At 73.0% G+C, this 10,356-nt stretch carries 7 protein-coding genes; all 7 read right to left on the reverse strand.

The features are described 5' to 3' along the window. Positions 1 to 20: 20 nt before the first annotated feature. The 7 genes from murG to ACTG9Q_RS30555 all read right to left on the reverse strand — a co-directional run bounded on the left by murG (position 21) and on the right by ACTG9Q_RS30555 (position 10,049). On the reverse strand, positions 21 to 1,139 hold the full coding sequence (gene murG, locus ACTG9Q_RS30525) for an undecaprenyldiphospho-muramoylpentapeptide beta-N-acetylglucosaminyltransferase (RefSeq protein ID WP_455576397.1): 1,119 nt from the start codon (positions 1,137 to 1,139) through the stop codon (positions 21 to 23). Next, entirely contained in the window at positions 1,136 to 2,539 is a 1,404-nt protein-coding gene (gene ftsW, locus ACTG9Q_RS30530; protein ID WP_455576398.1) for a putative lipid II flippase FtsW, read from the reverse strand. Before ftsW ends, murG begins: the two co-directional genes overlap by 4 nt. Beyond that, positions 2,539 to 3,918, reverse strand: a complete 1,380-nt coding sequence (gene murD / locus ACTG9Q_RS30535; protein ID WP_455576413.1) for a UDP-N-acetylmuramoyl-L-alanine--D-glutamate ligase — start codon at positions 3,916 to 3,918, stop codon at positions 2,539 to 2,541. Before murD ends, ftsW begins: the two co-directional genes overlap by 1 nt. A 2-nt stretch (positions 3,919 to 3,920) precedes the next feature. Continuing rightward, on the reverse strand, positions 3,921 to 5,009 hold the full coding sequence (gene mraY, locus ACTG9Q_RS30540; RefSeq protein WP_455576399.1) for a phospho-N-acetylmuramoyl-pentapeptide-transferase: 1,089 nt from the start codon (positions 5,007 to 5,009) through the stop codon (positions 3,921 to 3,923). Further along, entirely contained in the window at positions 5,006 to 6,463 is a 1,458-nt protein-coding gene (locus ACTG9Q_RS30545; RefSeq protein WP_455576400.1) for a UDP-N-acetylmuramoyl-tripeptide--D-alanyl-D-alanine ligase, read from the reverse strand. The genes mraY and ACTG9Q_RS30545 overlap by 4 nt, the downstream gene beginning before the upstream one ends. Continuing rightward, the gene (locus ACTG9Q_RS30550) at positions 6,460 to 8,010 is read right to left on the reverse strand and encodes a UDP-N-acetylmuramoyl-L-alanyl-D-glutamate--2,6-diaminopimelate ligase (RefSeq protein ID WP_455576401.1); all 1,551 of its coding nucleotides are present in this window, start codon (positions 8,008 to 8,010) and stop codon (positions 6,460 to 6,462) included. The genes ACTG9Q_RS30545 and ACTG9Q_RS30550 overlap by 4 nt, the downstream gene beginning before the upstream one ends. Positions 8,011 to 8,234: 224 nt before the next feature. Continuing rightward, positions 8,235 to 10,049 (reverse strand): peptidoglycan D,D-transpeptidase FtsI family protein, encoded by a 1,815-nt coding sequence (locus tag ACTG9Q_RS30555; protein ID WP_455576402.1) that lies wholly within the window; start codon positions 10,047 to 10,049, stop codon positions 8,235 to 8,237. Positions 10,050 to 10,356: the final 307 nt, after the last annotated feature.

Genomic DNA, 10,356 nt, shown 5'->3' on the forward strand with positions numbered 1-10,356 from the left:
CAGGTGGGCCCTCTCCAGGCTCACGACCGCGCCTTGTCGACCGCGTCGAGCACCATGCGGGCCAGCACGTCGGCGGCCTCGCGGTGCCCGCTGCCCTGCGCGGCCGTGCTCATCGCCGAGAGGCGGGCCGGGTCGCGCAGCATCGGGATGACCAGCTCGGCGACCCGCTCCGGGGTCAGGTCGGCGTCGGCGATGAGCTGCGCGGCGCCCGCGGTGACGGCCGGGCCCGCGTTGAGGGCCTGCTCGCCGTTGCCGTGCGGCAGCGGGACGTAGACCGCGGGCAGGCCGACGGCGGAGACCTCGGCGACCGTCATCGCGCCGCAGCGGCACAGCACGGCGTCCGCGGCGGCGTAGGCGAGGTCCATGCGCTCCAGGTACGGCACCGACGCGTACCGGGGCGCATGGGGGACTTCCTGCACTGCCAGGGTGTTCTTGGGGCCGTGGGCGTGCAGGACGCCGATACCGGCGTCGGCCAGGGCGCGCGCGGCCCCGGACACCGCGGTGTTGATGGAGCGCGCCCCCTGGGAGCCGCCGAAGACGAGCAGGGTCGGCGCGGTGGGGTGCAGGCCGAAGAACTCGCGGGCCTGCGCGCGCAGCGCGACCCGGTCCAGCTTGATGATCGACTCGCGCAGCGGGATGCCGACGACCTCCGCGCCCGGCAGCCCCGAGTCCGGCACCGCGACGGCGACCCGGTCGGCGAAGCGGGCGCCGACCTTGTTGGCCAGGCCGACCCGGGCGTTGGAGTCGTGCACGATGATCGGCATTCGCCCGCGCGCGGCCAGGTAGGCGGGCAGGGCGACGTAGCCGCCGAAGCCGACCAGCACATCGGCGCCGACGCGGTCGAGCACCTCGCGGGTCTGCTTGATGGCCGAGCGGACCCGCAGCGGCAGCTTGAGCAGGTCGATGTTGGGCTTACGCGGCATCGGGACCGGCGGGATCATCTCCAGCTGGTAGCCGCGGGCGGGGACGATGGTCTTCTCCAGACCGCGCTCGGTGCCCAGGGCCACGACCCGGGCGTCCGGGCGCAGCCTGAGCACCGCGTCGGCCAGGGCGAGGGCAGGCTCGATATGCCCGGCCGTGCCACCTCCCGCGACGACGACGCAGGGTCCCGTGCGGGCGGCCTGACTACCAGAGCTCAACGACGTCCTCCTTTAGTGGCGCGCGGGGTCGCGCGGCTTCCCTTCTGCCGGGCCTGGGGCACCCTCTTGGGGGTGAGCCCGGTGGGCCGGTCCGCGCCGCGCGGGCGGGCGGTGGGCCGCACCGGCCTGCGCTTCTTCGGCGGCTGGTACGGGTCGGGGGCCCGCAGGCGCATGACCCGGCCGAACCGGCCCGGCCCCTGCGAGCGTAGCGCCGAGACGGCCTCGGGCTCATTCCGCGCGCAGTTGGCGAGGACGCCGAAGACGAACATGGTCACGACCACCGACGTCCCGCCGGAGGAGATCATCGGCAGGGTGATGCCGGTGACCGGGAGCAGGCCGACGACGTAGCCGACGTTGATGGACGCCTGCGCGACCAGCCACACCGTCAGCGTGCCCGCGACCATCCTGATCCACGGGTCGATGTTGCGCGTCGCTATCCGCAGCCCGACCACGGCCAGCATGGCGAACAGGCCGAGGACGAGCGAGCACCCCAGCAGGCCCAGCTCGTCGCCGATCAGCGCGAAGATGAAGTCGTTGTGGACGTTGGGCAGGAAGCTCCACTTGGACGAGCCCTGGCCGAGGCCCTGGCCGAACGCACCGCCGTCGGCGAGGGCGAGCAACGCCTGCACCGCCTGGTAGTTCTTCCCGCTCGTGTCCGCCTCAGGGGAGAAGAAGCCCAGGACCCGCTCCAGCCGGTACCCGGTGCCGACGGCCAGCAGGGCGACCCCGGCCAGCCCGCCCGCGACCAGCGCGCCGAACAGGCGCATCGGCGCGCCCGCGAACCAGAGCAGGGCGACCAGGATGACGCCGAGGGTGACCGTGCCGCCGAGGTCGGGCTGCAGCATGATCAGCGCGAACATCAGCAGCGCGACGGGCAGGACCGGGACCAGCAGGTGCCGGTAGCGGTGCAGCACCGCCTTCTTGATCACGAGCACGTGCGCGCCCCACAGCGCCAGCGCGACCTTGGCCACCTCGACCGGCTGGAACGACACCGGCCCGACGACGAACCAGCTGCTGGTGCCGTTGATGTTCGCGCCCAGCGGGGTGATGACCAGGACCAGCAGCACGATGCTGCCCATCAGCGCGGGCGGGCTCCACGCCCGGATCTTGGCCAGCGGCAGGCGCACGCCCAGCCAGAACAGGACCGAGCCGATGATCACGTAGATCAGCTGCTTGATGAACACCGTGTAGAGGCCGTCACCGGTGTCATAGGACACCACCGACGAGGCGGACAGCACCATGACGAGCCCGAGGACCGTCAGCAGGCCGAACACGGCGAGGACGAGGTGGAAGGACGCCAGCGGCCTGCCCAGCCACGCGGTCAGGGCGGTGCGGAACGCGGCGAGCTTCCCGGTGGCGCGGATGGCGCGCCGCGGCCGGGGCGCCGCCTCGACGGCCATCACCGGACCCCGGTGCCGCCGTGGTCCTCCCCGATGAGCCGCTGGACGGCTTCGACGAACGCCTCGCCGCGGTGGGCGTAGTCGCGGAACATGTCGAGGGAGGCCGCGGCGGGGGCGAGCAGGACGACGTCACCCGGGCGTGCCAGGGCGCGTGCCGCGCGGACCGCTGCGATCATGGGTTCATCGTCTCCCCCCGACACCCGCGCGATGGGGACATCCGGCGCGTGTCGCGCCACGGACGTGGCGATGACCTCGCCGTCGGCGCCCATGACCACCACCCCGCGCAGCCTGCCCGCCACTTCCCTGGCCAAGTCGTCGACGGTCGCGCCCTTGAGCAGTCCGCCCGCGATCCACACGACGGACTCGAAGGCGCGCAGGGAACCCCCGGCGGCGTGCGGGTTGGTCGCCTTGGAATCGTTGACGTAGGTGAGGCCGCTGTCCTCGGCGACGGTCTCGGCGCGGTGGGCACCGGGCGTGAAGGCGAGCAGGCCCGCCCTGACGTCCTCTGGCGTCACTCCGTATGAGCGCGCCAGGGCGGCGGCGGCAAGGGCGTTGGCGACGTTGTGCGGACCGGGCGGGCGCACGTCGGCGAGGGTGGCCAGCTCGGCGGCCTCGTTGACGGGGTCGGCGGTGAAGGCGCGGTCGACGAGCAGGTCCTCCACCACGCCGAGCCCGCCGGGCCGCGGGGTGTCCAGGCCGAAGCCGACCCGCTGGGTCTCGGCGTCCTGGGCGAGGCGGGTGGACCACTCGTCGGCGGTGTTGTACACGGCGTATCGCGTGCCTGCGTAGATCTTCGCCTTGGCCTTGGCGTACTCGTCCATCGAGCCGTGCCAGTCGAGGTGGTCCTCGGCGATGTTGAGCACGGCGGCGGCGTGCGCGCGCAGGGAGGACTGCCAGTGCAGCTGGAAGCTCGACAGCTCCACGGCCAGCACCGAGTGGCCCGCCAGCACCGCGTCGACCACGGGCAGGCCCACGTTTCCGCAGGCGACGGCGTTGAGCCCGGCGGCGCGCAGGATCGACTCCAGCATCCCGACCGTGGTCGTCTTGCCGTTGGTGCCGGTGACGGCCAGCCAGACCGGCGGCTCGGGCAGCGTCGCGCCGATCCGCCAGGCCAGCTCGACGTCGCCGATCACCTCGACCTCGGACGCGCGCAGCAGCGGGCTGTCCGGGCGCCAGCCGGGGCTGGTGACCACGAGGTCGGTTCCCGCGGGCGGCTCGGTGATCGCGTGCGCGGTGCGGACGTCGAGGCCGAGCGCGGCCAGCCGCTCGGCGTTGCCGTCGGCCACGGTGACCTCGGCGCCCAGGGCCAGCAGCGCCCTCGCCACGCCCGTTCCCGCGACTCCCGCGCCCGCGACCAGGACGTTCCGCCCGGCGAACAGGGTCACTGGGCGCCGCCGAGGCCCAGCCAGTCGGCGTAGAACAGGCCGAGGCCGAACATCGCGCAGACCCCGGCCAGCAGCCAGAATCTGATGATCACCGTGGTTTCCGCCCACCCGGCGAGTTCGAAGTGGTGGTGGAACGGCGCCATCCGGAACAGCCGCCTGCGGGTCGTGCGGAAGACCGCGATCTGCAGGACCACCGACATCATCTCGACCACGAACAGACCGCCGATGACGATCATCAGCAGCTCGGTGCGGGTGGCGATGGACAGGCCCGCGACCAGGCCGCCGAGGGCGAGCGAGCCGGTGTCGCCCATGAAGATCTTCGCCGGGGCGGCGTTCCACCAGAGGAACCCGATGCACGCGCCCATCGCGGCGGCGGCCACGACGGCGAGGTCCAGCGGGTCGCGGGTGTCGAAGCAGGCCGCCTCCTGCACCCGGGCGCAGTCGTGGCTGAACTGCCAGAACGAGATCACCACGTAGGTGCCGAGCACCATCGCCGACGAACCGCCCGCGAGGCCGTCGAGGCCGTCGGTGAAGTTCACCGCGTTCGACCAGGCCGAGACCGCCAGGTAGCAGAAGACGATGAAGCCGATGGTGCCGAAGGAGACGATGCTGATGTCGCGGACGAAGGACAGGTGGTCCGAGGCCGGGGTCAGGCCGTTCTCGTCGGGGTAGCTCAGCGCCAGGACGGCGAAGACGATCGCGACGACGAGCTGGCCGACCAGCTTGGCGGTCTTGTTGAGACCGAGGTTGCGCTGCTTGCGGATCTTGATGAAGTCGTCGAGGAAGCCGACCATGCCCAGGCCCGTGGCCAGGAACAGCACCAGCAGGCCGGACGCCGACGGCGCCTCGCTCGTCGGGGCGGTCATCGCGTTGAACACGTGCGCGGTGCCGTAGCCCACCCACATCGCGACGATGATGGCGACGCCGCCCATGGTCGGGGTGCCGCGCTTGGACTTGTGCCCCTGCGGGCCCTCCTCCCGGATCTCCTGCCCGAAGCCCTGCCGGGAGAAGACCCGGATCAGGTACGGGGTGAGCAGGATGGAGGCCATGAGCGCGATCGCCGCGGCGATCAGGATTGACTTCACCGGGCGTCCCCGTCCAGCAGCGCGTCGGCGACCCGCCACAGGGCGGCCACCTTGGAGGCCTTCACGAGCACCACGTCACCGGGGGCCAGCTCGGCGCGCAGCAGCGCGACGGCGGCGTCGACATCCCCCACCAGCACCGACTCCTCTCCCCACGAGCCCTCGAGGCTCGCCCCCTGGTGCATCGGCCGGGCCTGCTCGCCGACCACCACCAGGCGGTTGATGTCCAGTCGAACGGCGAGCCTGCCGATCTCGTCGTGCGCGGCCACCGACTCCGCGCCCAGCTCGCCCATCACTCCCAGGACGGCCCAGGAGCGGCGTCGGTTGCCCGTGCGCGCCATGGTCGCCAGGGTCTTCAGCGCCGCGCGCACGGACTCCGGGTTGGCGTTGTAGGAGTCGTTGACGATCGTGACGCCGTCCGCGCGGGTCGTGACCTCCATCCGGCGCGCCGACACCCGCCGCGCGTCGGACAGGGCGCGGGCGACCTGGTCCGGGGTGGCGCCCGCTTCCAGCGCCACGGCGGCGGCGGCCAGCGCGTTGCCGACGTGGTGGGCGCCGTGCAGGCCCAGCGCGATGTCGGCGTCGCCGTGCGGGGTGACCATCCGGAAGGACGCGCGGGCCTGCTCGTCGAGGCGGACGTCCTCGGCGCGGACGTGGGCGTTCCTGGCCTCGCCGACCAGCACGACGCGCGCCTTCGTGCGCGCGGCCATCGCCGCGACCAGTGGGTCGTCGGCGTTGAGGATGGCGACGCCGTCGGCGGGCAGCTTCTCGGCCAGCTCCCCCTTGGTGCGGGCGATGTCCTCCCGCGAGCCGAACTCGCCCAGGTGCGCCGAGCCGACGTTGAGCACGACGCCGATCCGGGGCGGGGCGGTGTCGCAGAGGGCGGCGATGTGGCCGGGGCCGCGGGCGGAGAGCTCCAGGACGAGGAACTTCGTCTGCTCGTCGGCGCGCAGCGCGGTCCACGGGTGGCCCAGTTCGTTGTTGAACGAGCCGGGCGGGGCGATCGTGGCGCCTATCGGAGCGAGCACCTGGGCGATCAGGTCTTTGGTGGAGGTCTTGCCGGAGGAGCCGGTGACGCCGACGACCGTGAGGCCATCGAGGCGGTCGACCACGGCGCGGGCCAGCGCGGCCAGGCCCGCCAGCACGGCGGCGCCGGAGCCGTCGCGGTCGCCGGCCAGGGCGACCGAGCCGCGGTGGGCCTCGGCGACCGGCGGGACGATGACCGCGGGGGCGTCGACCTCGCGGGCGGCCAGCACTGCGGTCGCGCCTCGTTCCACGGCGGCCGCCGCGTAGTCGTGGCCGTCGACGTTCTCGCCGGGCACGGCGACGAACAGCCCGCCGGGGGTGACCTTGCGGGAGTCGAACTCGACGCTGCCGGTCACGGTCTCGGTGCCGTCGGCGTTGTGCAGGCGGCCGTTGGTCGCCGTGGCGATCTCGGCGAGGGTCAGCGGGATCATGCGGTGTCTCCCAGACGGGCGCGGATCGCCGCCTCCAGTTCGTCGCGGTCGGAGAAGGGGTGGACCACCCCGGCGACCTCTTGGCCGGTCTCGTGCCCCTTGCCCGCGACGACGACGACGTCGCCGGGACGGGCGGCGGCGATGGCGGTGCGGATGGCCGCGCGGCGGTCGCCGACCTCGGTGACCTCGCCGCGCTCGGACACCGCCTCCGCGCCCGCGCGCATGGCGGCGCGGATGGCGGCCGGGTCCTCCCCTCGCGGGTTGTCGTCGGTCACCACGAGCAGGTCGGCGCGGCGGGCCGCGGCCGCGCCCATCAGCGGGCGCTTGGCGGTGTCGCGGTCGCCGCCGCAGCCCAGGACGACGATCACCCGGCCGTCGGTGCGGGCGCGCACGGCGTCCAGGGCCAGCGCGACGGCCTCGGGCTTGTGGGAGTAGTCGACGACGGCGGTGAAGTCCTGCCCGACCGCGACCCGCTCCATCCGGCCGGGGACCTGCACGGTCGCCAGCCCCGCGGCGATGGCCCCGCGCGCGATGCCCGCCGCGTCGAGGCAGGCGGCGGCGACCAGGGCGTTGGCGACGTTGAACAGCCCCGGCATGGGCAGCACGATCTCCAGCGGCGCGCCGTCGGGGGGCCGGATCGCGAAGGACTGCTCGCCGGAGCGCGAGGTCCGCACGTCGGAGGCGGTCCACTGGGCGTCGGCGCCGAGGGCGACGGTGATCGTGTCCGGGGTGACCAGGCGGGGACCCCACTCGCCGTCGACGCACACCACCTCGGTGGCGGAGCGGCCGTCGAACAGCCGCGCCTTGGCCCGGAAGTAGTCGTCCATGTCGGTGTGGAAGTCCAGGTGGTCCTGGGAGAGGTTGGTGAACGCGCCGACGGCGAACCGCGTCCCGCCCACCCGCTCCAGCTCCAGGGCGTGGCTGGAGACCTCCATCGGCACGTGCGTGACGCCGCGCTCGCGCATGACGGCCAGCAGGGCCTGCAGGTCGGGGGCCTCGGGGGTGGTGAACGCGCTGGCCAGCCGCTCGCCCGCGATGCGGGTCTCGACGGTGCCGATCAGGCCGGTGGTGTGCCCGGCCGCGACGAGCCCGGCGTCGATCATGTAGGTCGTGGTGGTCTTGCCCGAGGTGCCCGTCACCCCGATGATCTTGAGCGCGAGGGCGGGCTCGCCGTAGATCCGGGCGGCCATCGGGCCCAGCGCGGTGCGCGGGTCGTCGTGGATCAGGACGGGGACGCCCGCGGCGCGCACGGCGGGCCGGTCGGCGCCCGCGGCGTCGGTCAGGACGGCGACCGCGCCCGCGCGGATGGCGTCGCCGGCGAAATCGGCGCCGTGCGCGCGGGCGCCGGGCAAGGCGGCGAAGACGTCACCGGGCCGGACGTGCTGCGCGCGCAGCGTCGCACCGGTCACGGCCACATCGGACAACCCGGGAAGACCGGGAGCCGTGCGGACGTCGGCGCGAGCGGCCAGGTCGGCGAGCGCGACGGGCGGTATGCGGGAGGGGCGAGGCGGCGCTGTGACTGCCTTGCCGACGAGCTTGGCGGGCACGTCGGGGAGGCTACCCGCGCACGGAGTGCGACCATCCCACCCCTGGCAGGCACCGGGTGCGCGGGCATGGGGTAGAAGCCCGGCCGATCTTTACAGAACCCGAACACAACCCGAACATTTTCCCAGCTCAAGCCGGTCGCGATCCGGGTAATCTCGAACACATGAGCGAATTGATCCCGGCCCGCGTCCCACTGTCCTCTCCGGACACCGGCCCGCCACCCCGGTCACGGCACCACGAGCGGGACGACGGGGCTGGCCTCCTTCGACATCGGCAGGTTGTAACGCTGCGCGAGGAACGTGGCGACGTCATGGAAGAACGGCGCGGCCGAGTGTCCCTCCGGTGTGGAGTAGCTCGGCCGGTCGTAGACCATGCCCACCACGAAGCGCGGGTCGTCCGCGGGCATGATCCCGGCGAAGGTGATCCAGTAGTTGGAGTCGCTGTAGCGGCCGAGGGCCTTGTCGAACTGCTGCGCCGTGCCCGTCTTCCCGGCGATCTGGTAGCCGGTCACCGCCGCCTTGGGCGCGGTGCCGCTGTTCTGGCCGGGCGCCTTCTGCGCCACGGCGCGGAACATCTCCGTCGTGGTCTTCGCCGTCTCCGGGGAGACCACCCGAATCCCCTCCGGGCGCGGCTCCTCCACCCGCGTGCCGTCGGCCTTGACCACGGCCCGCACGATGCGCGGCGGCACGCGGACCCCGCCGTTGGCGATGGTCTGGTACATGCCCGCCATCTGCAGCACGGTCATGGACAGGCCCTGCCCGATCGGCAGGTTGCCGAACGTGCTGCCCGACCACTGGCTCTGCGGCAGCAACGACCCGGGGCTCTCCCCGGGCAGCCCGACGCCGGTCCGCCGGCCGATGCCGAGGCGGGTCAGCATGTCGGCGTAGCGGTCGGGGCCGATCTCGTCGGCCAGCAGCAGCGTGCCCACATTGGACGACTTACCGAAGATGCCGGTGGTGGTCATGTTGAGCCGCCCGTGCGTCCAGGCGTCCCTGATCACCCGGTCGGCGACCTTGGTCGAGCCCGGCACCGGGTGCACTTCTCCCGGCGTGGTCAGCCCGTACTCGATCGCCGCCATGGCGGTCACGACCTTGTTGACCGACCCTGGCTCGTAGGGCGTGGTCACCGCGGGGTTGGTCATCAGCTTGGGGTCCCAGCGCCCCGCGGTCGGGTCGAAGGCCCGGTCGTTGGCCAGCCCGTAGACCTCGCCGGTCTTGGCGTCGAGCACCACGACGCTGACCGACTCGGCCCCGCTGCGCTTGGCGTATTCGCCCGCCTTCTGCTGAAGGTAGAACTGCAGGTCGGCGTCGATGGTCAGTTCGACGTCGGACCCGTCCACCGCGGGCTGGCGGTTCTGCTCGCTGCCGGGCAGCACGACGTTGGACCCGCCCTGCGTCTCCACCCGCATCGACCCCGGCCGCCCGGCGAGGTCGTTGTCCCGCAGCATCTCCAGCCCGACGCGCCCGTGCAGGTTGTGGTTGGCCGGGACGGGGTCCTCCATCCACCACGTCGCCAACCCGACGACGTTGGAGGCCAGGTTTCCGCCCGGGTACTCCCGCAGCGCCCGGTACTCCTCGTTCAGCCAGGGGAACTCGGTCTTGAGGACGCGCGCCTTGCCCGGCTCGACGTTGGTGACCAGGTAGACGTAGTTCTTGTCCGACCGCAGCTTCGCCAGCACCTCGGCCTCGGACACCACCTCCCTGCCCAGGACCTGCACCATCCGCTTGGCCAGCGCCGCCGTCTCGGCGTCGAAGTCCAGCAGCTTGCGCTGCGCCTCGGGCTTCTCCATCTGCTCGGCGTTGTGCTTGTCGAACAACTCTCGCTGCGGCCGTGGCCGGAACGCCAACGCCCGCGCCTCGACGCTGAACGCCAGCTCCACCCCGTTGCGGTCCACAATCGATCCCCGCGAAGCGGGAATGGGGATCGTCTGCACCCGCTGCCTCTCCGCCTTGGCCGCCAGGGCCTCGGCCTCGAAAACCTGCACCTGCACCAACCGCACCCCGGCGGCCAGCAGCGACGCGATCAACAGGAACCGGGTCACCACCACCCGAACCCGGTGATCGGTCCCCTGCGCCCGCTTCTTGACCCGCCGCATCCGCCCGGGAGCGACCGGCCCACCGCCGCCACCCCGGCCACCGCCCGAACCAGACCCACCCCGCCCCCCGGCCTTGCCGGTTCCAGGCCCGCGCCCACTCCACCCGAGCGAGCCCGTCCCCTCGCTGCCCCGCCACTGCCTGCTACCCGCACCACGGACCCCCTGACCCCCTCGCCCACCGGCACCGCCCTCAGCCACCCCCCGAACGTGCGCCTGCCCAGCCGCCGCCCCACGCCATCCCCCCCGCCCCGCG

Source organism: Actinokineospora lacus (genome assembly GCF_053813445.1).